We start from the raw sequence: 24,919 nt of genomic DNA, 5'->3' as shown, positions 1-24,919 counted from the left end.
GCCATAATGGGAGGCATGGGTATGTCCAAGGGCCAGATCAGACGCAAGCACGCCGAGCGGGCGGACGGCGGCGGGCCCCCCTCCCGGACCGCCACGGCGGGTCGGTCCCCGGGCGCCGCCCGGCCGGCCTCCTCCCGGGCGGCTTCTTCCCGCCCCGGGCCCTCCCGAGCCGCGTCCTCCCGGCCGGGAGCCTCCCCCGCGGCCGGCCGACCCGGGGCGGAGGGGGCCGACGCCGCCGCCCGGCCGGCCAAGGGCTCCTCGGCGGGCCTGCTCACCGGCGTCGTGGTGGCCATCGGCGTCCTCTTCCTCCTCTACGTGCTGGCCTGGACCCTCCCCCAGCTCGGGGCCGCGGCGGGCACGCTCCTGCCCGAGCTGCGCCCCACGGGCTTCGGCCGGCAGGAGATCGCCTCCTCCGCCTCGGCCCTCGGGGACGGCGGCCTCGAGCAGTACCGCTACGTGCACCGGACCTCGGGGCTCTTCGCCCCGGTGCTGCTGGCCCTGGGCTGGCTGGGGATGATCGCGCTCTCCCTGCCGAAGGGCGCGCTCCGCTGGCTCATGTGGCTGGTTCCGGTGCTCTTCGCGGCGGTGTACCTGGCCGGCGGCCACGCGGTCGACGCCGCCCTGGCCGATCCCGGGGCCGGCCCGGTCGCGCTGGCCTCGGCGCTCGTCGTCGCCCGCTGGGTGCTGATGCTCGCCCTGCTCGCGCAGGGCGCCTGGCTGTTCGTGCGCCTGGTCCGGAGCAAGGTCGACGCCTTCTCCCGCGGCGAGCTGGTCTGAGGCCCCTCCGGGTCGGGGCGGACTTGACGGTACCCGCAGCGCGGAGCCATGGTGTGCACATCACAGGTCGGCCACAGGCTCGTGCAGTAATCTGAGGGGCATGTCATCCCACCGGGACCGTCATACCCCGCCCCGATCCCGGACCGGCCGCTCCAGCCTCGTCTGGGCGATCGTCGCCTTCATCCTGCTCATCGCGCTGGCGCTCGTGCCATCGCTCATCAGCGACGCCCGCTTCGGGGACGAGGACGCGGCCCACCAGGAGGACCAGATGCTGCAGGGAATGCCGGCCGGGGACGACTACCCCAGCTGCTCGGAGTACGGGATGGCCTCGGACGACCCCCGCGCCGAGCCGGAGCCCCTCTACACCAGCGCCCCCTCGGGCTCGCCGCACTCCCCCACGGTGAAGGGGGTCAGCCTGGACCAGCACTTCTCCTCCGGTGGGGTGAGCGGGCGCTACCACGTCTTCGCCCGCGGCATCGACTACAGCAAGCCCGTGGGCCTGGTGGTCCGACTGCACGGCGACGGCGCCGAGGAGTACGCCAAGCCCTGGGGCATGCTGAACTGCATGGCCCAGGTCGCCGCCTCCCACAACGCGATCCTCCTGGTGCCGCTGACCCCGGACCCGGCCGAGGACCTCACCTGGTGGAAGGAGATGGACTCCAACCGGCCGTGGCTGATGGACCTGGTGCAGCAGCGCCTGCCCGAGTCCTTCCCGATCGACCGGGACCGGGTGTGGTGGATGGGGTACTCGGGCGGCGCCGAGATGCTCAGCTACGGCGTCGTGCCGGAGAACCTCGAGGCGGTGACGGGCGGGGCGATCATGGTCGGCGGCGGCGGAGCCCCCCGGTACGCGACGCTGCGGCCCACGGCCGAGCAGGCGCAGCACACCCCCCTCTACTGGACGGTCGGCGCGCGCGACGACGGCACGGACCCGCGCGAGCCCTTCGACGCCCGGAGCGCGGCGGTCGAGGGCAGTGCCTGGTACGAGCGGCACGGATTCGCCGGGGTGAGCCTGAGCGTCATGAACGGGCACGACCACTACTCCGTCCCTCAGGTCGGCCTCCTCGACGCGGTCCTGGACGCCCGGGCCAGCTGATTCAACACCGCCCTGCACCGGTCCAAAAAGCCGCGAGGGGCGCCGAAAACCCCGGAATCCCGGGCCTCCGGGAAGTTTGAAAAAATACCAGAGGGTCAACTTCGTAGTACGTGCGAGCCTCTTCAAGATGGGTAGTAGCCCCCGGCCGGGTGACCGATGTCACCGGCCGAACCGCATCGCTCACCCGTCTTCGGAGAGTCCCATGAACCCGCATCCCCACCCCTCGGCAGACGAGCAGTCCTCCCCTCGCGAGGAGGACGACCCGAAGCTCGCCGTCTACGGCGTCGAGACCCCACCGGCCCCGCGCACCCTGATCGACATCGTCGAATCCACCATCGACTCCCACCCCGACGCCGTGGCCCTGGAGGACGACGCCGACGAGATCACCTACGCGGAGCTGAGCGAGCTCGTCGAGTCGCAGCGCCAGCGCCTGTGGGACCTCGGCATCGGGCGCGGGGACGGCGTGGGCATCCGCGTCCCCTCCGGGACCACCGACCTCTACGTCGCGATCCTCGCGACCCTGTTCGCCGGCGCCGCCTACGTGCCGGTGGACTTCGACGACCCGGACTCCCGCGCGGACACCGTGTGGCGCGAGGCGAACGTCGCCGCCGTCTTCGGCGCCGGGCTGGAGCTCGTCCAGCGCCTCGGCCAGAACAGCGACGACCTCTCGGAGCCGGAGCTGGGCGACGACGCCTGGATCATCTTCACCTCCGGCTCCACCGGCACTCCCAAGGGCGTGGCGGTCTCCCACCGCTCGGCCGCGGCCCTGGTCGACGCCGAGGCGCGGATGTACCTGGTGGACCGCCCCCTGGGACCCGGCGACCGCGTGATGGCCGGCCTCTCCGTGGCCTTCGACGCCTCCTGCGAGGAGATGTGGCTGGCCTGGCGCTACGGCGCCGCCCTGGTCGCCGCCCCGCGCTCGATCGTCCGCTCCGGCCCCGACCTGGGCGACTGGATCATGGAGCGGGACATCACCGCCGTCTCCACCGTGCCGACCCTCGCCTCCCTCTGGCCCGCCGAGGCCATGGAGGCCGTGCGGCTGCTGATCTTCGGCGGCGAGGCCTGCCCCCTGGAGCTGGTGGGCCGCCTGGCCCACCCCGGCCGCGAGGTGTGGAACACCTACGGCCCCACCGAGGCCACGGTGATCGCCACCGGCCAGAAGATGACCGCCGACCCGCCCGTGCGCATCGGGCGCCCGGTGCCGGGCTGGGCCCTGGCCGTGGTGGACCCGGAGGGCGAGCCCGTCGAGTGGGGCGAGACCGGGGAGCTGATCATCTCCGGCGTCGGCCTCGGCCGGTACCTCGATCCCGCCAAGGACGCCGAGAAGTACGCCCCGCTGCCCTCGCTGGGCTGGGAGCGCGCCTACCGGACCGGCGACGTCGTCCGGGCCGAGCGGGAGGGCCTGGTCTTCGGCGGCCGCGCGGACGACCAGATCAAGCTGGGCGGGCGCCGGCTGGAGCTCGGCGAGATCGACGAGCACCTGAGCCGCATGCCGGGGGTCCACCTGGGCGCCGCGGCGCTGCACCGCACCGCCGGCGGCTCCGACGTCCTGGTCGGCTACCTGGTCGCCGAGTCCGAGGGCTCGATCGACCTCGACGTCGTCCGCAAGCTCATGGCGAAGCACCTCCCCGGCGGCATCGTCCCCAGCCTGACCATCCTCGAGCAGATGCCCATGAAGACCTCCGGCAAGGTGGACCGCGGCGCGCTGCCCTGGCCGCTGACCAGCGGCGACGCGGAGGCCGGCGGGGACCTGGACCCGGACCTGATCTGGCTCGCGGAGCTCTGGGCGCACGAGCTGGGCCCCATCCCGCTGGGTGCGGAGAGCAACTTCTTCGACCTCGGCGGCGGATCGGTCCAGGTCGCCCGCCTGGTCGCCGCCCTGCGGCGCACCCACCCCTCCACCGCGATCGCCGAGATCTACGAGCACCCGACGCTGCGGGGGATGTCCGACTACCTCGAGGGACTGGCCGAGGTGCACGACGAGCGCCCGCTCCCGGAGCCCATCCCCCGGCTCGGCGGGGTGTTCCAGGCCGCCTTCGTGAGCCTGCTCTACGTCTACAACGGCCTGCGCTACGTCCTCGGGTCGATCATCGTGGTCTGGTTCCTCGCCGTCGTCTTCGACGCCGGCTGGGTGATCGCTCCCCCGTGGGTCCCGCTGGCCATCGGCTGGGTCATCCTGTTCTCGCTGCCGGGCCGCCTGCTGCTGACGGCGCTGGGGGTCAGGCTGCTGACCGCGCGCCTGAGACCCGGCAGATACCTGCGCGGCGGCTGGACCCACCTCAGGGTATGGGCGGCCGACCGGCTGATCATCCTCCAGCGGCTGGACCTGCTCTGGGGCACCCCGATGGCCCCGGCCTTCCACCGGCTCCTGGGCACCTCCGTGGGCAGGGACGCCCACCTGCACCACCAGCCCTCCGTGACCGGCCTGGTGACCCTGGGCGACGGCGTCTCGATCGAGCCCGAGGCGGACCTGAACGGCCACTGGATCGACGGGGACGTCTTCATCCTCGGCGAGATCGTGGTGGACGACGGCGCCCGGGTGGGGACCCGCACCCTGCTGGCCCCCGGCGCCCACGTCGGCGCCGGCGCCGAGATCGTGCCGGGCTCCTACGTCGAGGGCACGGTCCCGGCGGGCGAGCTGTGGGGCGGCTCCCCGGCCGGGCCCCGCGGCGTCGCGGGCGAGACCTGGCCCGACGGGAGCCCCGCGGAGGCCGGGCGCGGCTGGGCGTGGGGGCCGGTGCGCAGCTGGGCCGCCCACTCGGCCGGCGTCGTGCTCATCGGCCTGCTGCCCCTGCTGGCGATCCTGCCGGGCGCGCTGCTGATCCTGCACTTCGTGGGGGACATCCAGACCTACGAGGAGGTCTTCCCCGACCTCGCGATGTGGACGCCCGTGTTCACGATCCTGACGGTCATCACCTGGCTCTTCCTGGTGATCGGCTGCGTGCGGGTCACCTCGAGCCTGATCGTCCCGGGCTACTTCCCGCAGACCAGCGCGGCGGGCTGGGGCGCCTGGTTCACCCACACGCTGATGCAGCGCACGCTGGTCTCGACCTACCCGATCTACGCCTCGTGCATCACGCCGGTCTTCATGCGCCTGCTGGGGGCCCGGGTCGGGCGGGACACCGAGATCTCCACCCTGGAGACGATCCCGCACCTGACCTACCTCAACGACAGGACCTTCGTGGCCGACCACGCCCTGGTCAACAGCGTCCGCACCCGCGGCGGCTGGGTCCACATCGGGACCACGGTGATCGGCGAGGGCGCCTTCGTGGGCAACTCCGCGATCGTCGGGCCCGACCGCGACCTGCCGGCCGGATCGCTGATCGCCGTCCTCTCCTCGACCCCCTACCAGCCGGCCCTCGGCTCCTCGTGGCTGGGCCGGAAGGCGAAGTCGATCCCGCGGATCAAGGTCGAGGCCGACGCCGCCAAGACCTTCCGCCCCGCCGTGCGGCTGAAGGTGGCCCGGGCGATGGTCGAGTCGTGCCGCATCCTGCCCGCGATCATCGCGGCCTGGCTCGACCTGATGATCGTCTACGCGCTGACCAGCATCTACATGGACGCCGGGGAGCCCATGCTCGGCATCGCCCGGGCAGCCCTGTGGTCGGGCCCGGTGGTGCTCGCGGCGGGCATCCTGGCCTCGCTCATCCCGGTGGCCGCCAAGTGGGCGCTGATCGGCGTCTTCCGGCGCGGGGACCGGCCGCTGTTCAGCACCTTCGTGTGGCGCAGCGAGCTCGCCGACTCCTTCGCCGAGTCGCTGGCCGTGCCGAGCCTCGTCCGCCTCGGCCTCGGGTCCCCGCTCTACAACGTGTGGGCCCGCCTGATGGGGTCGAAGATCGGCCGCGACGTGTGGTGCGAGACCTGGTGGCTGCCGGAGTTCGACCTCATCACGGTCGAGGACCGCGCCACGGTCAACCGGGGCACCGTGCTCCAGACCCACCTCTTCCACGACCGGGTGATGGGCATGGAGACGGTCCGCCTCGGCGTCGGGGCCACCCTCGCGCCCAACAGCTTCATGCTGCCGGGCTCGGCCGTCGGCGAGCGCACCACGGTGCGTCCCGGCTCGATGGTGCTCCGCCAGGAGGAGGTCCCCTCCGACGGCGTGTGGGGCGGCAACCCGGTGCAGCACCTGGATCCCGACGAGGTCGACGAGCGGGTCGTCGTCGACGACCGCTCCGCGGCCCTCCCCTGGACGGACGGGGGCGGCTCCGCCGGCCGCGCGCGCCCGGGCACCTCCGCATCCGTCACCCGCAGTGAGGAATCAGTACGATGAACGCTCCCCAGAACCAGTCCCGCGAGGTCCCGGAGGGGAATCTGGCCCCCGGCGAGCGCCCGCTGCCGGGCCCCCGCCCGCCACGGGCCGTGTGGACGGCCGACCCGCAGCTCTCGCGCTCGGAGAGCGGCTCGGACCCCAGCAGCCCCTGGGAGCCCGACCAGCAGTCCCCGCCCGTCCCCCGCCGTGGCAAGCACAAGATCTCGCACAGCACCGGCGTGTACCGCGTCCAGAGCCGGGACGGCCGCAAGACCGCCCGGCGCACGGTCGGCATCGACGCCGCCCGCGGGCTGGCCATGATCGGCATGATCGCGGTGCACACCCTGCCGGCGCTCAACCCCGAGACCGGCGAGCCGACCTGGGTCTGGCGGCTGGCCGCCGGCCACGCCTCCGCGCTGTTCGCCCTGCTGGCGGGCGTGAGCCTGGCGTTCCTGACCGGCAGCAGGAAGCGCGACGTCGGCCGGGACCGCCTGAGGTCGCGGGTCTCGCTGACGGTCCGCGCCCTGATCCTGCTGCTCTTCGGCCTCACGCTGAACCTGCTGCCGATCCCAGTCTTCGACATCCTCCCCTACTACGGCCTGCTCTTCCTGCTGGCGATCCCGTTCACGCTCCTGAGCAACCGCGCCAACCTCGTCGCTGCGGGGGCCTTCGCGGTGGTCGCGCCGTTCGTGATGCAGCTCTCGCTCGCGGGCATCGACTACACCCCGTACTACAACGCCGACATCGCCGACCTGGCGGTGGACCCGGGGAACGTGCTCATCGACCTGCTGCTGACCGGCCACTACCCCGCCATCACCTGGATGACGTTCATCTGCCTGGGGATCGCGCTGGGCCGGATGCCGCTGAACCGTGAGCGCGTGCAGGTGGGCCTGGTGATCGTCGGGGCGGTGCTCGCAGCAGCCGCCGTCGGGCTGTCCAACTTCCTGCTGTACCGGGCCGGCGGCATGCGGTCGATCCTCGAGGCCAACCCGGAGATGTCGGCGACCGACGTGCGGTGGGTCGTCAAGCTCGGCCCGGACCCCGTCCTGCCGACCACCACCAACTGGTGGCTGGTGATCGACGGCCCCCACACCAACACCCCGTTCGCGCTGGCCTACAGCGCCGGGCTGGCCATGGTCGCACTCGGCGGGTTCCTGCTGCTGAGCCGGACCGCGGGCCGCTGGCTGAGCCCGATCGCCTCGATCGGCACGATGACCCTGACCCTGTACACGCTGCACATGCTGTTCCTCGCGGCCATCGACATCTCGCAGCATCCCGGCTTCTGGTTCTTCATCCAGATCGCGGTCGCGGCCCTCATCGCGACGGCGTGGCTGAAGGCGCTCGGCCGAGGTCCCCTGGAGGCCCTCATGCGAGCCGCCTGCCGCTGGGCGGGTCGCGTGGTCGTCCCGCCGGGCCCGGAGCCCGACGCCGCCCCCGCGACCGCCCCGGTGGAGACCGTCCCGCAATCCGAGGAGGCCGGGACGCGAACCGAGGAGGCCGTCCCGCGGCGGGAGTGAGACTCCGCGGGCGTTAAAGGAGAGAGCCGGCCGGAGGCGAGATCGCCTCCGGCCGGCTTCATGCGTGCCCCCGAGTGGATTCGAACCACCGACACCGGCTTTAGGAGAGCCGTGCTCTATCCCCTGAGCTACGAGGGCGCACCGGTCCAGTGTACCGGGTTCGCGCCGGCTCTGTCCCATCGCGGGCCGCCGACTCCGGCGTGCCAGACTGGTCCCATGACGCTCCTGATCGATCCGCCGCTGTGGCCGGCCCACGGCACCCGCTTCTCCCACCTGGTCTCCGAGACCAGCCTCGACGAGCTGCACGGCGCCGCGGAGCGGATCGGCCTGAGCCCCCGCGCCTTCGACCGGGACCACTACGACGTCCCCGAGCACCTCCACCGCGCGGCACTGGATGCGGGCGCCCTCGCGGTCTCCGCCGGCGAGCTGACCCGGCGCCTGCGGGCCAGCGGGCTCCGCGTCCCGGCCCGGGAGCGGCCCCGCCGGATCCGGCGCCGGCTGCTGAGCGCGTGGGAGCGGACGCTGCCCGGCCACCCCGGGATCGGGGAGGCCGTCCTGGCGGACTGGGACGGCGCGGGCCGCCACTACCACACCAGCGTGCATCTGGCGGAGGTCCTCGATCGCCTCGAGGAGCTCGACGCCGGGGCCACCCGCCCCGAGGGGGAGACGCGGGCGCTGCGGCTCGCCGCCTGGTACCACGACGTCGTGTACGAGGGGGTCCCCGGCCGGGACGAGCGCCTCAGCGCCGAGCGCAGCGCCGCGGACCTCGCGGGACTCCTCCCGGCGGAGGAGCTGGATCGCGTCCGCCGTCTGATCCTGGCGACCGCGGACCACACCGCGGCCTCCGGCGAGCGGCTCTGGCCGGTCTTCCACGACGCCGACCTCGGCATCCTGGCCGCTCCCCCGGACCGCTACCGCCGGTACTCCCAAGCGGTGCGCCGCGAGTATGCCCACGTCCCCGAGGAGGCGTTCCGCTCCGGGCGGGCGAGGATCCTGAGGGGCCTCCTGGAGGACGGCCTCTACCTCACCGGGACCGCCCGGCGGGACTGGGAGCCCGCCGCGCGGCGCAACCTGGGGGCCGAGATCGCGGCGCTCGAAGACGCGCGGTGATCCCCCGCCCCGTCCGACGCGCGGCGACCCCTCGCGCCGTCAGGCGTCCTCCCGGTCCCGGCCCCGCTTCCGGCGCGCCCGCTGGACGAGGGTGGAGATGACGAGTCCCAGGATGATGCCCACGGCGCCCGCGATGGACACCCACATCGCCGGATTCCCCCACGGGATGGAGAGCAGCAGGCCGATGATGATGCCCGGGACGGCGCCGGCCACCATCCCGATGGCCATGGCCTTGAACTCCTGATCGCTGCGGGACTCCGGGGGCTCGAACTGAATAGACATGCTCCCATGATATCGACGCCGCGGAAGCGGGTCGGACACCCCGGCAGGAGCGGCCGGATATGCGAAAACGACCCCCGCTGGCCGTCGGGGGTCGTTTCCTTCATGGTACCTCTCCCTGCGCCTCCGGCCGGCGGCATGACGGATCATGACGCCGGCCGGAGGGCGGGGCCGGGACCTGGCCTCGATCAGCGGGCCCCGCTGATGCTCACCGGGATCAGCGGTCCACGCTGATGTAGACCGGGGAGGACGCGGCGGGCAGGTCGGCGCTGAACTGAGCGGTGGTGCCGCCCTCCCAGCCGCCGTGGATGGCCTGGCCGTTGCCGATGTACACGGCGATGTGGGACTGGCCCATGCCGTTGGAGGCGTAGTAGATGAGGTCGCCGGGCTTCGCCTCGCCGGCGGAGACGGTGTGGCCCAGCTGCTGGTAGTCGGCGGGCCAGCCGTGGAAGTTGATGCCGGCCGAGCGCAGCGCGTTGCTGACCAGGGCGGTGCAGTCCTGCTGCACGCCGATCTGGGACTTCGCCGCAGAGACCACGGCGGCGCCGTTGTAGGACCCGGAGGACTGGGCGGCGGGTTCCGCGGCGGGCTCGGCCTGGGCGGGCTCGGCGGCCGGGGCGGGCGTGGTGTCCGCGGCCGTCTCGACCTCGACCTGGGCCGGCTGCGCGGCCGGAGCGGGCTCCGCGGCCTCGGTGGAGGCCGTCTCGACCTCCGCAGCGGGCTGCGCGGGAGCGGGCTCCTCGGCGGGAGCCGGAGCGGCGGCCTCCTCGGCCGGGGCGCTCTCGGGCTCCGCAGCCGGAGCGGGGGCGGCCTCCTCGGCCGGGGCGGGCGCCTCGAAGGGAACGGGCTCGGCGTCGCTCTGGGGTGCCAGCTCGTCGGAGGCGGCGACCTCGTCGATGACCGGCGCGTGGGTCTGCTCGGCGGCGGCCTCGTCGGCGGGAGCCTGGTCGGCCGCGGCCTGATCCGCGGCGACCAGCTCGGCGGCCACCCGATCAGCGGCGGCCTGGTCGGCGGCAGCCTGATCCTCGGCGGCGCGCTCGGCCATGATCTGGTCATGGGTCTTGGGGGCGACGTCGGGCCGGGCCAGCAGGGCCGGGGCCTCGCCGACCTCCTGGTTGTAGCCGGAGAGGACCGGATCGGCGGTGACCTGCGAGACCGGCTCTACCTCGGGGGCGGCGTTGGCGCCCTGGGCGAGGGCGATCCCGCCGATCATCAGGCCGGAGATGGTCAGCACGCCGGCGGCGCGCGCGGAGTTCTTGGACAGGGTGGTGGACGAAGCCATCGGAATTCCTCGGGGTGTCGCGGGGGGGCGCCTCCCGCTGTTCCGGGGGCGCGCGGCATCAGTGCTGGGAAGTCAAGACGTGAGAGAGAACCGCGGGGCGGCGGCGTCGGCCGGCGCGCAGCACGGTGGACATGCAAAGAGGGGGTGCCCGGGCTTCCCCTCCCGGGCACCCCCTCTTACAGCGTCAGCAGTCGAGGACTGCCGACCCCTTAGAAGGCGGTGTAGTAACCGTCCACGGGCATCGCGCCGCCGCCGTCGACGGCGGTCTTCTGCGTGCCCTGCGAGGGGTTCAGCGCGGAGATCATCTCGCCGTTGCCGACGTAGATGCCCACGTGCGAGTAGCCGTTGGTGAAGACGATGTCGCCGGGCTGCGGCGAGGAGGTCGGCTTGACCTCGCTCTTCATGGCGTGGGTGTAGGCGGTCAGGTTGACCCCGGCCTTGGCGTAGACGTTGGAGACGAAGCCGGAGCAGTCCCAGGCGCCGTCGGCGCTGCCGCCCCAGACGTAGGAGCCGCCGATGCCGGCCTCGGCCGCGGCGACGACCGCGGCGCGGTCACCGGAGGCGGGGGTGGAGGACTGGGTGTCGATGTCCTCGGTGCTGCCGGTGGAGGCGGTCCCCTGGACGGGGGCCTGCTCGACGTAGCCGGCGTTGTCGAAGGCCTGCTGGAAGCCGTTGCCGGTGTTCTCGGCCTGGTAGGCAGCAGTCGAGTCGTAACCGTAGGAAGCGGTCGAGTCGTAGCCGTAGGAGGCCGTGTTCTCCGAGGTCGTGGGGACCGAGGAGCCTGCGAAGGCGTTGGCCGGGGCGACGGAGCCGACGAGGACGGCGGCCGCGCCAGCGGCGATTCCGGTGTTGCGCAGCGCGTGGGACTTGGTAGCTGCGCGGTGACGAGCGGTGCTCTTAGCCATAAAAGTATTTCCTCCCTTTTGCCTACGAGGTGAGCTGTCGGGTTCGGATGGGAGACACCCGGTCGCCGTGGTGGGCGACTTAACCCCAAGGGCCCTGTCGTGCAGGAACCCGCATGTGGTTCCCCCGTCTCTGCCAAAGACATGTTTCGTGTAGTACCCGGGCGGCGGCAGAGCTAGGCGCTCCGTCCGAGTGTGCCGTTCGACCAGATCATCGGCACGACCACGAGCGTACACACACCCACGCCGGATTGTCACGTTTTGGTCACGGAGAGATCTGATCTGCTTGACCTCGCATCCGCCCGCAGCCCCCGGCCCCCTCGCGCCGCTCCCCCTGCGAGGGTCAAAAACCCCCTTATGACTAGGAAGGATGAGAGCCGTCAAAACTTTCTGGGGCGACCGCCCGAGACAACAGATCTTTCCCTGTGGAATACCTCACAGGGGGTCTCGCGGGGGATAACTCGGTCGCTCACCCGTTTTCACAGGGGTTGGGGACGCCGATTCCGGCACTTAAGATCACGAAATGATCACGACGTCGCCCGCTCCCGGGCGGAGGCGCATCACCGGACCGTGACGCGGGCGGGCGCCGGAGCGGGGCCGAGCGCCCCGCCGGTCTCCGCCAGGTAGCAGGCCGCGCAGAGCGACTCGTAGGTCACGGCCTCCCCGTCGATGGCGACCTGCTCGCCGTCGAACACGAACTCCTCCCCCACCCGGCGCCCATTGAACAGGGCCTTGCTCCCGCAGCGGCAGATGGTCTTGAGCTCCTCGAGGGAGTGCGCGATCTCCAGCAGCCGGGCTGAGCCTGGGAAGGCACGCGTCCGGAAGTCCGTGCGGATCCCGTAGGCCAGCACCGGGACCCGGTCCAGCACCGCGATCCTCATCAGCGCGTCCACCTGCTCCGGCGGGAGGAACTGCGCCTCGTCGACCAGCAGGCAGGCGACCGGGGGCAGGGACATCTCCAGGCCCAGGCCGCCCTCCTCGCCGCGCGCGTGGCGGGCGAAGACTGCGCGGGCGTCGTCGTGCGGGTCCAGCAGGAAGCTGACCTCGCGCGCGACGCCGAGCCGGGAGACGACCTGCGACTCGCCCTTGGTGTCCACCCGGGGCTTGGCCAGCAGCACGCGCTGCCCGCGCTCCTCGTAGTTGTAGGCGGCCTGCAGCAGCGCCGTCGACTTGCCGGAGTTCATCGCCCCGTAGCGGAAGTAGAGCTTGGCCAACCGTGCCCTCTAGCCGCGCTTGACCACGATGTGCCAGGCGGTGTCGAGGTCGATGCTGACCCCCTGCTCCCGGTCCGCTGCGCGCAGCACGACGGCGTCGGTCCCGCGCTCGATCCTGATCGCCGCCCCGGGCGCGATGCCCGCCTGGGTGAGCTCGTACATGAACTCGACGTCCTTCTGGACCACCTCGGGGAAGCGCGCCAGGGTGAAGGGGTCCTCCGGGCCGGCGTCCTCCGAGGCGATGAAGAGGGTGACCGTCTTCGGGTCGTCCCGCTCGCTGCTGATCCCCAGGGTCTCCAGCCCGGGGATGGCGTTGCCGTAGGGGGAGAACTTGGGCGAGTTGAGCAGCTCGACGAGCCGGCGCTCCACGCGCTCGCTCATCACGTGCTCCCAGCGGCAGGCCTCCTCGTGGACGTGGGCGATGTCGAGCCCGACGACGTCGGCGAGCAGCCGCTCCGCCAGCCGGTGCTTGCGCATCACCGAGATCGCCTTCTCCCGGCCCTCTTCGGTGAGGGCCAGCGAGCGGTCGTCCTGCAGGTGCACGAGCCCGTGCCTCTCCATGCGGCCCACCGTCTGCGAGACGGTCGGGCCCGAGTGGTCCAGCCGCTCCGCGATGCGGGCCCGCATCGGGGTGATGCCCTCCTCCTCGAGCTCGAGGATGGTACGCAGGTACATCTCAGTGGTATCGATGAGGTCCGTCATGTGCCGACCCCCGCCTTTCCGTCGGACTCTTCTGCCAGTGTGGGTGCCCTGACCATCCTATAAGGCCGCCCTGCTTCTGGCGCGCCGCCACGGGCTGGCGTCCGCCGCGCGCGTGATGTCCCCCTCCCGCGCCCGGCGGGCGCACAATGGGTAGGGCAAGCACTCCCGGGCGAGCGGCCCGGGTCCCATCGCGAAAGACCCGAGGAAGAACAGCATCGTGACCGATACCGTGACCATCCCCTCCGATCTCCTCCCCGCCGACGGGCGCTTCGGCGCCGGCCCGTCCAAGGTCCGTCCCGAGCAGACCGAGGCGGTCTCCCGGGCCGCCTCCACCCTGATGGGCACCTCCCACCGCCAGGCGCCCGTGAAGGACCTGGTCGGCAGGGTGCGCGAGGGGCTCGCCGAGCTCTTCCGCCTGCCCACCGGCTACGAGGTGGTGCTGGGCACCGGCGGGGCGACGTCATTCTGGGACTCCGCCGCCTTCGGCCTGGTCCGCAGCAAGGCGGTCCACCTGAGCTTCGGCGAGTTCGGCTCCAAGTTCGCCAAGGCCACCGACGCCGCGCCGTTCCTCGAGCCCTCGGAGATCATCCGCTCCGAGCCGGGCACCCGCCCGGAGATCCGCGCCGTCGAGGGGGCCGACGTCTACGCTTGGCCGCAGAACGAGACCTCCACCGGCGTCGCCGTGCCGGTGACCCGGCCCGAGGGGATCGCCGAGGACGCGCTGGTGGTCGTGGACGCCACGAGCGCCGCCGGCGGCATGCCGGTGGACCCGGCCGAGGCCGACGTCTACTACTTCTCCCCCCAGAAGAACTTCGCCTCCGACGGCGGCCTGTGGCTCGCCTTCTTCTCCCCCCGGGCCCTGGAGCGCGTCCAGGAGATCGCGGGCTCGGGCCGCTGGATCCCGGACTCGCTGAACCTCGCGACCGCCGTGGACAACTCCCGCAAGAACCAGACCTACAACACCCCCTCGCTGGCCAACCTGCTGATGCTGGACGAGCAGATCTCCTGGCTCAACGCCCGCGGCGGGCTGGAGTGGGCGGCGGCGCGCACCCGGGAGTCCTCGGACGCGGTGTACGCCTGGGCCGAGGAGCGGGACTTCGCCTCCCCCTTCGTCGCCTCCCCGCGGGACCGCTCGACCGTGATCACCACGGTGGACTTCGACGACGCCGTGGACGCCTCCCGCATCGCGAAGGTCCTGCGGGCCCACGGCGTCGTCGACGTCGAGCCCTACCGCAAGCTCGGGCGGAATCAGCTGCGGATCGCGACCTTCGTGGCGATCGAGCCCGAGGACGTCCGGGCGCTGCTGCGCTGCATCGACCACGTGGTGGGCGAGCTCTAGCCGCGAGGGCCGGCGCGGCGGCCCTCGCGGTCCCGCCGGCGGTCCCGGCCGGCCTCATTGCCCGGCCGGGGCCGCCTCGAGGGGGGCATCTGGGCCGGGGATGTGTCCGCCTCCCGGGGGTCCGGGCCGGGGCGCCGCCCGGCGGGGACGCTTCCCCTGTGGGGGCGCTCCCCGGTGGGGGCGCTTGCCGCGGCGAGGACGCTACCGCGGTTCCTGCGCCTCCAGGGCCGCCGTCACCGGGCGGGGGCCGTCCGAGGACTCGCTCTCCAGCCGCCAGAAGCCGCGCCGGGACCGGTCGAAGCGCACCCGCAGGTGCTCGTGGCGCCAGTACCAGACGATGCCGATCAACGCGGCCGCGACCCCCGCCGCGACCGCGACGCCGAGACCCCACCGGGCGCCCCACGCGTCGTTGACCAGGCCCACCAGCGGCGCGCCGATCGGCGTCCCGCCCATCAGCACCGCCATATAGATGCTCATGACCCGGCCGCGCATGATGGGCGCCGTCGTGATCTGGATGTAGGCGTTGGCGGAGGTCATGATGGTGAGCGCGCTGAGGCCCATCGGCACCAGCCCGACGGCGAAGACCGCCACGTTCGGCGCGAGCGCGGCGAGCAGGCTGGCCAGCCCGAAGGTGCCGGCGGCCCCGAAGATCAGTCGGAGCCGCGGCCGCTCGCGCTGCGCCGCCAGCAGCGTCCCCGCGACCGAGCCGACCGCCATGACCGAGCTCAGGAAGCCGAACTGGTCCGCGCCGTAGCCGAACTCGGTGGTCGCCATCGCCGCGATGTTGATCGCCGAGTTCAGCCCGAAGGTGCCGACCAGGAACACCCCGACCATGGTGACCACGAGGTCCGGCCTCCTCAGGATGTAGGACACGCCGTCGCGCATCCTCGACTCCCCGCGGGCCGCGCGCGGGATGACCCGCAGGTCCTCGACCCGGATCAGGGCGATGGCCAGCAGCATGGCGGCGAAGGTCGCGGTGTTGATGAGGAAGACCGGCCCCGAGCCGACCGCGGCGACGAGCACGCCGGCGATCGCCGGCCCGATCAGGCGGGCCGAGTTGAAGGACATCGAGTTCAGGGCGACGGCGTTGGGCAGGTCCCGGTCGCTGACCAGGTTGGAGACGAAGGTCTGCCGCACCGGCCCGTCGAGCGCCGTGACCACGCCCAGCGCGAGCGCGAACAGGTACACGTGCCACAGCTGCGCCGCGCCGGAGAGCACCAGCGCCCCCAGCCCCGCGGCGAGCACGGCCATCGCGCTCTGGGTGAAGTAGAGCAGGCGACGCCGGTCGAGCCGGTCGGCGAGCAGCCCGACGTAGGGGGCCAGCACGATCTGCGGGACGAACTGCAGCGCCATGACGATGCCCATGGCGGTGGAGTCGTTGCTGGAGAGGTCGTCGAAGACCAGCCAGTCCTGGGCGATGCGCTGCATCCAGGTCCCGACGTTGGAGATCAGGGCCCCGGCGAACCAGATCCGGTAATTGGGCACGCGGAGGGACCTGAAGGTCCCCCGGGCCGGGGGGTCAGCGGATCCTGTGCGGTCTCGGCGCTCGCCCGTGGCTGCTGCATCTCCTCATGTCGTCTTGGTGCCCCGGAGCGCGCGGCGTACCGGGGCTCAGGCCTCTCACACCTCGTTCTACACCCTGCTCGCACGGGGCGCCATCCCCGGTCCGGGTGGTGGATGCGGGACTCTCGGGCCCTTACTCTGCGCTGGTCTCCTCGGGGGCCGGGTCGTCGGCGGCCTCCGCCTTCGGGGTCTCTGCGGTGGAGGCGGCGTCGGGGGAGGACGCGACGGCGTCGGCCGCTCCGTCGGCTCCGCCCTCCTCGGTGCCGGACTGGGACGCCTCCCCGTCGTTCGAGGTGTCCTCCCCGGCGGAGCCCTCCCCGGACTCCTCCTTCTCCCGGTCGAGCTCCTCCGGGCGCACGCGGTCGGCCCACGGGACCCAGGCGGGGGCCAGCAGGGCGTCGTCGCCGGGCAGCAGGCCCACCTCGCACACCGTCACCGTCTTGGAGCGGGGCGCCCGCGCCACGGTGGAGTACCAGAACCAACCCCGGTAGCCCGGCAGGAGGCACTCGAAGAGGTGCGTGAGGAGACGGTCCTCCTCCACGCGCAGCTGGTGCGCGGTGCCGATCGTGGCGGCGTCGGTGATCTCCAGGACGCCCCCGCGGGCGGTCTCCACGGCCTCGGCCAGCACGGGGTCGGGGACCGACGAGCGGCGGCGCCGCTTGACGACGGGTCCGAGCAGCGGACGCTCGGCCTCCGCCTGCGCGCCGTCCTGTTCTGTGGCGGTCATGTTCTCTCCTCGCTTCTCTTCGGCGCCGATCAGGCGTCCAGGTTATCGGCGACGTTGCGCAGGATCGAGGCCACCTTGTGGCCGACCGCGCGATCCGGGTACCGGCCCTTGCGCAGGGTGTTGGAGACGCCGTCGAGCAGCTTGATCAGGTCCTCCGTGATCGCCGCCATCTCGTCCGCCGGCTTGCGGTGGTTCTTGACGGAGGAGGGCATGCGGTCGAGGATCCGCACCGACAGCGCCTGGGCGCCGCGGCGGCCGTTGGCGATGCCGAACTCGAGCCGGGTCCCCGGCTTGACGCTCCTGGTCCCCTCGGGCAGGGCCGAGGAGGGGAGGAAGACCTCCTGGCCGTCCTCTGCCGCCACGAAGCCGAAACCCTTGGCGGCGTCGTACCACTTGACTTTTCCAGTGGGCATTGCTGATCGTTCCTTTGCATCTCGTCCCGGGGCGCGGCCCCGGATGCGCTGTAGCGCGCGGTGAGCGGATCGTCCCGCGCACCTGGTGGACCCGCAGCGCTCCTCGACCCGCGCCGACGGCAGGGATGAGCCCTCTCGCGGGCAAGTCTTGTCCCTCGATCTTACATTCTGCCGGGTCCCGGGGTCAGGGGCGGCGGAGATGTCCCGCGGGGAGCCGGGGAGGGGTACCGTGGGAGGCATGATGACCCAGAACGTCGAGCGTCGCCCCGAGGCGGGGCGCTCCAAGGAATCCACGGCCTTCACCGTCCTCTCGGTGGCGGGCGGCGTGCTGGCCGCGATCTGCGTGGTCTCGGGCGTGGCCATGCTCCTGCTCAAGGCGGCCGGGCAGCACGTGATCCCGCTGCTGAGCCAGATCCCGCTGCTGCTGCTCCCCGTTGCCTTCATCCTGCTGATCGTCGCGCTCCTCGTGGCGGTGCGACGCCGCCGCCTCGGCTGACCCGACTCCCGTCCGGAGGTGCCTCAGTAAGTCTTATCCCAACGTCCAGCACGTGCACAGGTAACTACGTGAGGATTATCGCGTGAAGACGCATCATACTGAAGCCAAACTCCTGGTGGTCGACGACGAGCCCAACATCCTGGAGCTCCTCGCGACCTCGCTCCGCTTCGCCGGTTTCGAGGTGGTCACCGCTACCAACGGCCGCGAGGCCCTGGACAAGGCCACCGCCGAGTCCCCGGATCTCGCGGTCCTGGACGTCATGCTCCCGGACATGGACGGCTTCACGGTCACCCGCCGGATCCGCGCCACGGGCCTGCTGTTCCCCATCCTGTTCCTCACCGCGAAGGACGACACCGAGGACAAGGTCACCGGCCTGACCGTGGGCGGGGACGACTACGTGACCAAGCCCTTCAGCCTCGACGAGGTGGTGGCCCGCATCCGCGCCGTCCTGCGCCGCACCCAGGCGCTCGAGGAGGAGGACTCGCGCCTGCGCGTCGAGGACCTCGTGCTCGACGACGACGCCCACGAGGTCTACCGCGGCGACCGCGAGATCGACCTCTCCCCCACCGAGTTCAAGCTGCTGCGCTACCTCATGCTGAACCCCAACCGCGTGCTCTCCAAGGCCCAGATCCTGGACCACGTCTGGGAGTACGACTTCAACGGCGACGCCTCGATCGTCGAGTCCTACATCTCCTACCTGCGCCGCAAGATCGACAACGACAAGTCCCTCCCGCCGCTGATCCACACCAAGCGCGGCGTCGGGTACCTGCTGCGCACCGCGAAGCACTGATCACTCGGTGTCAGTCGTCACCGACCGGGTCCGCAACTCCAAGCTGGGAGCGCTCTCGCTGCGCACCCAGCTGGTCATGCTGACCGGATTCCTCCTGACGCTGGCCATCGCCGTCACCAGCCTCGTGGCGATCACCGCCCTGCGCAGCCAGCTCGTGCAACAGCTCGACTCCGAGATGAAGTCGAGCATCAGCGCGCAGGCCTCCCGCCTGGTCCACGACGACCCTGCGGCCGAGAGCCAGTCGGGGCACTCCTACTCGGTCTTCCTCCTGGACGCCGACGGCAACGTCGTCGGCTCCTCCGTCCCCGAGAACACGCCCTCCACGCCGGTGCTCTCCGGGTGGAGCCTCTCCACCAGCCAGAAGTACTCGGAGCAGGGGCTCTCCGTGCCCAGCGTAGAGTCCGGCCCGCAGTGGCGGATCATGCCCTACGCCCCCGCGGGGAGCCAGTACACGGTGATCGTGGCGACGCCGCTGAGCCAGACGGACGGCGTCGTGACCCTGGTGAGGGTGCTGACGGTGACGTTCGGGATGGCGACGCTGGCCGCTGCGCTGGCGGTCGGCTGGGTCCTGGTGACCCGCGCCTTCGAGCCCCTGGCCCGGGTGGAGCGCACCGCGGCCCGGATCGCCGCCGGCGACCTCTCCCAGCGCATCGAGCGCTACAACCCCCGGACCGAGATCGGGCAGCTGTCCATGTCCCTGAACGTGATGCTAACGCGGATCGAGGAGGCCTTCGACGCCCAGAAGCGCTCCGAGGTGAAGATGCGCCGCTTCGTCGGGGACGCCTCGCACGAGCTGCGCACCCCCCTGGCCTCGATCCGCGGCTACTCGGAGCTGTACCGGCACGGCGCCCTCCAGACGGACGAGGACGTCGCGAAGGCCATGCACCGGATCGAGTCGGAGGCCAAGCGGATGGGCCAGCTGGTGGAGGACCTGCTGATGCTGGCCCGCCTGGACGAGCGGCGCCCCGGCGAGACCACCACCGTGGACCTGCTCGAGCTGGCCAACGACGCCGCCGACGACGCCGAGGCCACCGCCCCCGAGCGCGACTTCGCGGTCGTGGGCCTGGAGAGCGGGCCGGCCCTGCCCGCCGCCGTGACCGGGGACGAGTCGCGCCTGCGGCAGGTGCTGGCGAACCTCGTCACCAACGCCCTGCGCTACACGCCCGAGGGCACCCCGATCGAGCTCGCCGTCGGCGTCGAGCCCGGGATCGACGGGTCCTTCGTCTCGGTGCTGAAGGTCGTCGACCACGGGCCCGGGATCCAGGGCGAGGACGCCGAGCGGGTCTTCCAGCGGTTCTACCGGGCGGACACCTCGCGCACCCGCGAGACCGGCGGCACCGGCCTGGGACTGGCCATCGTGGCCGCGATCGTGGAGCAGCACAACGGCACGGTCCGCGTCGAGCAGACCCGCGGCGGCGGGGCGACCATGGTGGTCCGGCTGCCGCAGACCATCGACGGCGACGGCGCGAAGCACAATCCGCACACGGGTGAGATCCGGGAGTGAGGCCGGGGTCCCGGCAGAGACCCTGCCGGCGCTCTCGCGGGTAGGCCCACCGGCGGGGTCAGGCCGCAGGTGAGCCCCGTCCAGCGGGATCAGAGGGCGGGCGTGTCCTGCCGGTGCGCCAGCACCCAGCCGCCGGCCTCCGCCCGCCACAGGCTCGAGCGCAGGACGCGGCCGCCCCGGGCCGGGATCCTGCTGATCACCAGGCCGGCCCGCTCGCCCGCGCGCTCCACGCGCACCACCTCGGGCTCCCCCTCCAAGCCGAAGGCCTTCTCGGGGTAGCGCAGGGCGGTCGCCCGGTCCGTCAGCTTCCCCCGCCAGGTGATCCAGGTGAGCTCGGGGGCCACGAGGCTCTCGAGCCGGGCGGGGTCGGCGTAGACGGCGGCACCCGCCAGCTCCGCCTCGAGGGCCCGCAGCTCCTCCAGGCCCGGCTCCCCTGCTGGGCTGCGCTCGGCGCGCTCCGGGGCCCCGGCGGGCCCCGGCGCGGCGGCGGGGCGTCCCTCCCCTTCCCCGGCTGAGGCCGGGGCGGGCGTGCGATCGCCGGCGGCCGACGACGTCGTCGCTCCGGACGGCTCCTCGAAGAGGGCGAGCGGGGCCTCGACCTCCGGGGCGCCGGCGCCGCGTCCCTCCGTCCCGGCCACAGCGTTCCCGGCGCCGGAGGAGCGAGCGGGACCGGCGGAATCCGCGGGGCCCGCGGGGCCGGCGCCGAACCCAGGACCCTGGTCCGGCTCCCGGCCGTCGCGGAAGGCGGTCGCGGCGGCGCGGGCGCGCTCGTCCGCAGCCTCGTTGAGCGGGTGCCCGGCGTGGCCCTTGACCCACTCGAAGGTGTACCGGCGGCCGGCGAGCGCGGCGTCGAGGGCCTCGAGGATGTCCCGGTTCAGCACCGGCTTCCCGTCCTTCTTCTTCCAGCCCTTCCTCTTCCACCCCTGCATCCACCGGGTGATGCAGTTGATGACGTACTGGCTGTCGCACAGGATGTGCAGCTCGCGCTCCGGCTCGTCGGCCGTGGCGCGGAGCAGGTCCAGCACCGCCTGGAGCTCCCCCATGTTGTTGGTCCCGTGGGGCCAGCCGCCGGCGCGCCAGGTCCGCTCGTCGACGTACCAGGCCCAGCCCGCCGGGCCGGGGTTGCCCAGCGCCGAGCCGTCCGCCGCGGCGGTGATCGGCTCGGTGCTCCGCTGCTTCGCTGCCATGTCCTTCTCTCTCGTTCGTTCCTTCGGGTCCGCTCTCATCCGGTCAGTCCCGGCAGGTCGTCGGGCGCGAGGCCCAGGACGGCGAGGAAGGTCGAGAGCTTGACCCCCGTCTCCGCGTGCTCACCGCGCGCCGTCGAGCCGGCGACGACGCCCGCCCCGGCGAAGAGCGTGGCGGCGCGTGCGCTCACCCGCGCGCTGCGCAGGTTGAGCACCCACTCGCCGTCGCCCCGCGGATCGGTCCAGCCGACCAGCCCGCCGAAGGCGCCGCGCCGGTGCGGCTCCAGCTCGGCGATCGAGCGGAGCGCCTCGGCCCGGGGCACCCCGCAGATGGCCGGGGTCGGGTGGATGGCCCGGGCGGCGTCGAGCGCCGTGATCCCGGGGCGCAGCCGGCCCGTCACGGGGGTGCCCAGGTGCCACAGCTGGGGCGTGGCGAGCAGCGAGGGGGCGGCGGGGACGCTCAGCTCCTCGCAGAGCGGCTCGAGGCGCGCCGCGATGTCGGTGACCACCGCGGCGTGCTCGGCCCGGTCCTTCGCCGAGCGCATCAGCCGCTCGCCGGCCTGGGTGTCCTCGGTGGCGTCCGCGCCGGCCGGCCGGGGCGCGGAGCCGGCCAGCGGATGGGTCCTGACGACGCCGTCCCGCACCCCGATCACCAGCTCCGGGCTGGCGCCCATGCAGTAGGAGCCGTCCTCGCCGCGCACGCTGAACACGTGCGCGCCGGGGTGCTGTGAGAGCAGGTTGCGGTAGACGTCCTCCACGGGCAGCGGCGACTCGGCGTCGTACTCGAGTTCGAGCAGCCGGGAGAGGACGATCTTCTCCAGCCTCCCCTCGTGGATCGCGGCCAGCGCCCGGCTGACCGCCTCGCGGTACCGGGGGCTGTCGGCGCCGCGCACCGAACGCGGCCGGGGGATGCTCCGGGGCGCGGACTCCGGCGGCGCCGCGGGGCCCTCGGCGCGCTCCCACGACTCGGGCACTGAGAGCCGAGCGGGCTCCATCGGGTCGAAGGGGATCGTCCCCACGACGCCGGTCCCCCGCTGACGGGCGATCTCGAGGCACTCCCTCTCCCCCACCGGCACGGAGGAGCCGCGGGCCGTGACGGACCCGCGCGGCGTGCTGAGGACGAAGTCGGGGAGGGACTCGCCGCTCACGCCGCGGCCTCCGCCGGGCCCCGGTCGCGGCGCCGCAGGAGCAGCATCGTCTCGAAGTGGTCGGTCTGGGGGAACATGTCCAGCACCAGACCCTGCCGCGCCTCGAAGGAGGGCATGGCCCGCAGGTCCTGCACGAGGGAGCGGGCGTTGCAGCTGGAGTAGATGAGGGTCCGCACCTCGGATCCCTCGAGCCAGCGCGCCAGCTCGGGCCCGATGCCCCGCCGGGGCGGGTTAACCACCACGGCGTCGGGCCCCCGGGTCCCGGCCTCCGCGGCCAGCTGCGCGGCGTCGCCGGCCCGGAAGACGACGTCGTCCAGTCCCGCCCGGGCGGCGCTCAGCTCGGCGGCGGCCACGGCCTCCGCGCTGACCTCCACGCCCATGACCCGGGGCCGGGCGGGCAGGGTCGGGTGGCCAGCAACGGCCAGGTCCGCGGCCGGACGGTGAGCGGACGGGTCAGGGACCGGGCGGCCCGCGTCCGCGGGAAGGGCCTGAGCGGGGGCATCTTCGGCGAGGGCCTGGCCAGCGTCCCCGGCCAGTGACCGCGCCGCGTGCAGGGCGAAGCCGCCCACGCCGCAGTACAGGTCCCAGAGCTCGGCGGGGGCCGCGGCCCGCGCCCACTCGGCGCCCTGCCGGTACATCCGGGCGGCGATCCCGGTGTTGGTCTGGAAGAAGCCCTTGGGCCGCAGGTTCAGCTCCAGGCCGTCGACCCGCATGGGGAGGGTCCGGGCCTCGGTCAGCACGATCTCCTCCTCGCCCTCCAGCAGCGCCGCGTGCTCGCGCAGGATGTTGACGCTGACGACCCGCGCCGACGGCAGCTCGCGCACCAGATCGGCGAGACCGTCGCGGATCGCGACCAGCAGCTTCTTCGAGCGGAGCACGAAGCGGATCATGAGCTCGCCATCGGGCGAGACCGTGATGAGCAGGTGCTTGAGCTCCCCGCGGCGGGCGGGGACATCGTAGGGCGTCAGCCGGCGCGCGGCGATGAACGCCTTGAGCACCGGCAGCGCCTCCAGGATGGGCTCGGGGTACAGCCCGCAGGTGCTGAGGTCGACGCCGCGGCCGCTCCGGTCCAGGATCCCGAGCGCGGGAGCCTCAGCCGTCCCGGAGACCACCATCTTGGCCTTGTTCCGGAAGCCCGACTCGGGGCTCGCCGCCGGAGGCAGCCACTCGATCCCGGGATGTTCGCTCAGCAGTTCGCGGGCCCGTGCGTCCTTCTCGAGCAGCTGGCGCCCATAGGGGACGCCCATCCGGGTGCAGGACCGGCAGAGGCCGGCGTCGTAATCATCGCATCGCATCTCGCTCCCATCGTATCCCCGCCCCGAGCGGGGCCGATGCGCCGGGCGACGCGGATCACGAGTCGGCCGCGGTGGGACCCGTGCGGGAGTAGCGAACGATCTTCTCGGCGGCCGATCCGGCCAGCAGCACGCAGGTGAACCAGATCGCGCCCGCCGGCCCCAGCGGAGCCGCCACGGCGCCCGCGGCCAGCGGGATCACCACCTGCCCCACCCGGTTTCCGGTCAGCCGCACCGCCAGGGCGGAGGAGCGCCACTGGGTGGGGACGGTCTTGATCGTCATCGTCATCGTCAGCGGCTGGGAGAGCCCCAAAAAGAAGCCGCCGATCAGCATCAGGACCGCGGCCACGGGGAGGTGGGTGATCAGCAGCGGCACCGCGGCCACGGTCACCGCCCCGAGGACCAGGGAGGCGATGACCAGCTGGGTGCGGTACCAGCGCGCGGAGAGGCGGCGGATCAGCATGCGGGAGACGATCGAGGAGAGGCTGCGGATCGCCAGCAGGATGCCGATCCACAGGGGCCCGACGCCGGCCTCCTCCCCCACCAGCGGCAGGAAGGAGGTGAGGATGTCGGTGATCGAGAGCATCGCCAGCGAGGCGAGCATGTGCGAGGGGACCCCGGGCTTGCGGAGGATCTTGAAGGTGGTGGGCTTGCCCTCGTCCGGCGACGCTGTCCGCGGCGCGTCGCTCTGGGAGGTGTCCGCGGGCATCCTGCGCACGGCGAAGGGCACCAGCATCAGCGGCAGGGAGATCAGGGCGAAGCCGGCGCCGATCCAGGAGGTCAGCGCGATGTCGGAGAGGCGCTCGCCCACGGAGGGGTCTGCGTGCAGGCCCAGGACCCAGCCGCCCAGGAGGGGGCCGAGCAGCTGCCCGGCGGAGAGGCCCGCGGTGGTCCAGCCGAAGCCGGCGTCGAGCATCGAATCGGTGGAGTAGCGGGAGACCGCGGACTGGATGCCGATCTGGGACACCAGGTGCCCGAGGCCGAAGACCATCCCCGCCACGGCCACCGTCACGATGTCCCCGGCGAGCGCGAGCAGCACCGTCCCCAGCGCGATCAGCGCGCCTCCGGCGACCACCATGAGCTTGAGCCGCTCCATCCGCTCGGCCAGCCGGCCCAGCGAGATCGCCGCGAAGACCGGGACGATCGCGTAGGCGGAGGTGACCAGGCCGATCACGAAGGGCGAGGCGTCCAGCGCGATGAGCTTGTAGCTCATCTGGGGACGGGCGAGGTTGAGGCCCGTCTGGGAGAGGAACATGAACGCCACCAGCATCCACAGCCAGGTCCGGCTCTCCCGAGCTCCCATGCGTTGTCCTTCCGACGAGCTGAACGGCTCTC

At 72.7% G+C, this 24,919-nt stretch carries 21 protein-coding genes, 1 tRNA gene and 1 riboswitch; of the genes, 9 read left to right on the top strand and 13 right to left on the bottom strand.

Annotated elements, in window-relative coordinates:
- Positions 1-21: 21 nt before the first annotated feature.
- The 4 genes from EWV39_RS10020 to EWV39_RS10005 all read left to right on the top strand — a co-directional run bounded on the left by EWV39_RS10020 (position 22) and on the right by EWV39_RS10005 (position 7,639).
- A complete protein-coding gene (locus tag EWV39_RS10020) occupies positions 22-777 on the top strand; it encodes a hypothetical protein (RefSeq protein ID WP_129659406.1) in 756 nt (251 codons plus the stop codon).
- Positions 778-877: 100 nt separating this feature from the next.
- Positions 878-1,873, top strand: coding sequence for a hypothetical protein (locus EWV39_RS10015; RefSeq protein ID WP_129659403.1), 996 nt, complete (start codon positions 878-880; stop codon positions 1,871-1,873).
- Between the two features lie 202 nt (positions 1,874-2,075).
- The gene (locus tag EWV39_RS10010; RefSeq protein WP_129659400.1) at positions 2,076-6,143 is read left to right on the top strand and encodes a Pls/PosA family non-ribosomal peptide synthetase; all 4,068 of its coding nucleotides are present in this window, start codon (positions 2,076-2,078) and stop codon (positions 6,141-6,143) included.
- A complete protein-coding gene (locus tag EWV39_RS10005) occupies positions 6,140-7,639 on the top strand; it encodes a heparan-alpha-glucosaminide N-acetyltransferase domain-containing protein (protein WP_129659397.1) in 1,500 nt (499 codons plus the stop codon). Before EWV39_RS10010 ends, EWV39_RS10005 begins: the two co-directional genes overlap by 4 nt.
- A 65-nt stretch (positions 7,640-7,704) precedes the next feature.
- On the opposite strand, the gene EWV39_RS10000 is transcribed toward EWV39_RS10005, so the two are convergent.
- Positions 7,705-7,777: transfer RNA gene (locus tag EWV39_RS10000), tRNA-Arg, on the bottom strand.
- Positions 7,778-7,855: 78 nt separating this feature from the next.
- Between EWV39_RS10000 and EWV39_RS09995 the strand changes: the two genes are divergently transcribed.
- Positions 7,856-8,749 (top strand): DUF4031 domain-containing protein, encoded by an 894-nt coding sequence (locus EWV39_RS09995; RefSeq protein WP_129659394.1) that lies wholly within the window; start codon positions 7,856-7,858, stop codon positions 8,747-8,749.
- A 39-nt stretch (positions 8,750-8,788) separates the two neighbouring features.
- On the opposite strand, the gene EWV39_RS09990 is transcribed toward EWV39_RS09995, so the two are convergent.
- The 5 genes from EWV39_RS09990 to EWV39_RS09970 all read right to left on the bottom strand — a co-directional run bounded on the left by EWV39_RS09990 (position 8,789) and on the right by EWV39_RS09970 (position 13,128).
- Positions 8,789-9,031, bottom strand: coding sequence for a hypothetical protein (locus tag EWV39_RS09990; RefSeq protein ID WP_129659391.1), 243 nt, complete (start codon positions 9,029-9,031; stop codon positions 8,789-8,791).
- A gap of 214 nt (positions 9,032-9,245) precedes the next feature.
- On the bottom strand, positions 9,246-10,310 hold the full coding sequence (locus EWV39_RS09985; protein ID WP_238148282.1) for an NlpC/P60 family protein: 1,065 nt from the start codon (positions 10,308-10,310) through the stop codon (positions 9,246-9,248).
- 209 nt (positions 10,311-10,519) lie between these two features.
- Positions 10,520-11,215, bottom strand: a complete 696-nt coding sequence (locus tag EWV39_RS09980) for a C40 family peptidase (RefSeq protein WP_129659388.1) — start codon at positions 11,213-11,215, stop codon at positions 10,520-10,522.
- A 4-nt stretch (positions 11,216-11,219) separates the two neighbouring features.
- Positions 11,220-11,367: riboswitch (cyclic di-AMP (ydaO/yuaA leader) on the bottom strand.
- Positions 11,368-11,772: 405 nt separating this feature from the next.
- Positions 11,773-12,426, bottom strand: coding sequence for a thymidine kinase (locus EWV39_RS09975; protein WP_129659385.1), 654 nt, complete (start codon positions 12,424-12,426; stop codon positions 11,773-11,775).
- A 9-nt stretch (positions 12,427-12,435) separates the two neighbouring features.
- Positions 12,436-13,128, bottom strand: coding sequence for a metal-dependent transcriptional regulator (locus EWV39_RS09970; protein WP_129659382.1), 693 nt, complete (start codon positions 13,126-13,128; stop codon positions 12,436-12,438).
- A gap of 217 nt (positions 13,129-13,345) precedes the next feature.
- On the opposite strand from EWV39_RS09970, the gene serC reads away from it, so the two are divergent.
- On the top strand, positions 13,346-14,467 hold the full coding sequence (serC, locus tag EWV39_RS09965) for a phosphoserine transaminase (protein WP_129659380.1): 1,122 nt from the start codon (positions 13,346-13,348) through the stop codon (positions 14,465-14,467).
- 201 nt (positions 14,468-14,668) lie between these two features.
- On the opposite strand, the gene EWV39_RS09960 is transcribed toward serC, so the two are convergent.
- The 3 genes from EWV39_RS09960 to EWV39_RS09950 form a co-directional block, all read right to left on the bottom strand.
- The gene (locus EWV39_RS09960) at positions 14,669-15,952 is read right to left on the bottom strand and encodes an MFS transporter (protein WP_129659377.1); all 1,284 of its coding nucleotides are present in this window, start codon (positions 15,950-15,952) and stop codon (positions 14,669-14,671) included.
- A 211-nt stretch (positions 15,953-16,163) separates the two neighbouring features.
- Positions 16,164-16,757 carry a DUF3027 domain-containing protein gene (locus EWV39_RS09955; protein WP_129659373.1) on the bottom strand — a complete coding sequence of 198 codons (594 nt, stop codon included), beginning with the start codon at positions 16,755-16,757 and terminating at the stop codon, positions 16,164-16,166.
- Positions 16,758-16,786: 29 nt separating this feature from the next.
- Entirely contained in the window at positions 16,787-17,170 is a 384-nt protein-coding gene (locus tag EWV39_RS09950) for a cold-shock protein (RefSeq protein WP_129659370.1), read from the bottom strand.
- Between the two features lie 238 nt (positions 17,171-17,408).
- Here EWV39_RS09950 and EWV39_RS09945 point away from each other — a divergent pair, with 238 nt between their 5' ends.
- The 3 genes from EWV39_RS09945 to EWV39_RS09935 all read left to right on the top strand — a co-directional run bounded on the left by EWV39_RS09945 (position 17,409) and on the right by EWV39_RS09935 (position 19,960).
- Positions 17,409-17,666 (top strand): hypothetical protein, encoded by a 258-nt coding sequence (locus tag EWV39_RS09945; protein WP_129659368.1) that lies wholly within the window; start codon positions 17,409-17,411, stop codon positions 17,664-17,666.
- 82 nt (positions 17,667-17,748) lie between these two features.
- The gene (locus EWV39_RS09940; protein ID WP_129659366.1) at positions 17,749-18,456 is read left to right on the top strand and encodes a response regulator transcription factor; all 708 of its coding nucleotides are present in this window, start codon (positions 17,749-17,751) and stop codon (positions 18,454-18,456) included.
- Positions 18,457-18,463: 7 nt separating this feature from the next.
- The gene (locus tag EWV39_RS09935) at positions 18,464-19,960 is read left to right on the top strand and encodes a sensor histidine kinase (protein WP_238148281.1); all 1,497 of its coding nucleotides are present in this window, start codon (positions 18,464-18,466) and stop codon (positions 19,958-19,960) included.
- A gap of 89 nt (positions 19,961-20,049) precedes the next feature.
- Here the strand turns inward: EWV39_RS09935 and EWV39_RS09930 are convergent, their stop codons facing one another.
- From EWV39_RS09930 to EWV39_RS09915, 4 genes are read right to left on the bottom strand one after another with little or no spacing between them, the layout of a single operon-like run.
- The gene (locus EWV39_RS09930) at positions 20,050-21,147 is read right to left on the bottom strand and encodes a ribonuclease HI family protein (RefSeq protein ID WP_129659363.1); all 1,098 of its coding nucleotides are present in this window, start codon (positions 21,145-21,147) and stop codon (positions 20,050-20,052) included.
- Between the two features lie 35 nt (positions 21,148-21,182).
- Positions 21,183-22,292, bottom strand: coding sequence for an isochorismate synthase (locus tag EWV39_RS09925; protein WP_129659362.1), 1,110 nt, complete (start codon positions 22,290-22,292; stop codon positions 21,183-21,185).
- Positions 22,289-23,587, bottom strand: a complete 1,299-nt coding sequence (locus tag EWV39_RS14140) for a methyltransferase domain-containing protein (protein ID WP_238148280.1) — start codon at positions 23,585-23,587, stop codon at positions 22,289-22,291. Before EWV39_RS14140 ends, EWV39_RS09925 begins: the two co-directional genes overlap by 4 nt.
- 55 nt (positions 23,588-23,642) lie before the next feature.
- Positions 23,643-24,887, bottom strand: coding sequence for an MFS transporter (locus EWV39_RS09915; protein ID WP_129659359.1), 1,245 nt, complete (start codon positions 24,885-24,887; stop codon positions 23,643-23,645).
- Positions 24,888-24,919: the final 32 nt, after the last annotated feature.

Origin of the sequence: Rothia halotolerans, from assembly GCF_004136635.1 — a bacterium.
GTDB classification, from domain to species: Bacteria; Actinomycetota; Actinomycetes; order Actinomycetales; family Micrococcaceae; genus Rothia; species Rothia halotolerans.
The sequence above is the reverse complement of the archived record's forward strand: the minus strand, read 5'-3'. Positions and strand labels throughout refer to the sequence as shown.